Source organism: Mesobacillus subterraneus (genome assembly GCF_000934845.1).
In the GTDB taxonomy this organism is placed as follows: domain Bacteria; phylum Bacillota; class Bacilli; order Bacillales; family Cytobacillaceae; genus Mesobacillus; species Mesobacillus stamsii.
The window spans coordinates 1-822 of the sequence record NZ_JXIQ01000167.1 but is presented as its reverse complement, the minus strand read 5'-3'; the positions used below and the strand labels follow the sequence as shown (position 1 = coordinate 822).

The following is an 822-nucleotide window of genomic DNA, read 5'->3' as shown; positions in this document are numbered from 1 at the left end:
ACAGGACGTGGCGTTATCGGCGGGCAGCGCTTGTCGGGGCTGACCAAGGCGCTTGCGCTTTTCTTTGCAATGTCCTTAATTTGCAGACGTAAGTTCCTCTTCTGTTACCCATTTATGATTTTTCACCACTGCTCCTCCGCTCGTTGGAGTGAAATCAATCATATAGACGGTAGTTTGCTCTGCAGTGTCGATTGTCGCCGTTGCTCCGTTCATGCCTTTCATATGATCAGCCATCAGAACAACTTCATCACCAGGTTTATAAGGTTGATCTGCTGCATTTTCCAGCTCTTCGTGGATCACCCATTTGTGGTTCGATATTTTCTCGCCGCCTGTTGTCGGGGTATAGGAAACAGCATAAACTGTCGTGTCGTATGCTCCAACAATAGTTCCGGCTGCGCCATTCATCCCCTGCATGTGATCGGAGTTTACCACTATCTCCCTCCCCACTTCAAAGGCGGGATTTTCTGCTTCTTTCAATCCTTCCGGAACTTCGCCAGAACCTGAATGGTTCATTCCCGCATGGTCCCCTTCGTTGTTCTCGTAGCTGGTATTTTCCTTTCCCTTTTCGTTACCGGTATCTGAACAAGCAGCTAAAACAAGTGCTGTGATGAATCCCAGAACAAATAGAGCTAGTTTTTTTGTTTTCATGACGATTCCTCCAGAATTCTTTATAATAATCAAAATACCCGAATAGATTGCAGAAAATGTGCATTTCCCTTTACGTTTATTATTCTTTTTATAATTTTTGTTGAACTGTGTGAACTACTCCCACCACTTACCACCCTTACAGGTCGCTTGAAGTGGGGGCTTCTCGACTTATCG

General features: G+C 45.4%; 1 protein-coding gene. It reads right to left on the bottom strand.

Going from position 1 to position 822, the window contains the following annotated elements; all coding sequences use genetic code 11:
• Positions 1–75: 75 nt before the first annotated feature.
• A complete protein-coding gene (locus UB32_RS16935) occupies positions 76–648 on the bottom strand; it encodes a YdhK family protein (RefSeq protein WP_044395949.1) in 573 nt (190 codons plus the stop codon).
• Between the last annotated feature and the right edge of the window lie 174 nt (positions 649–822).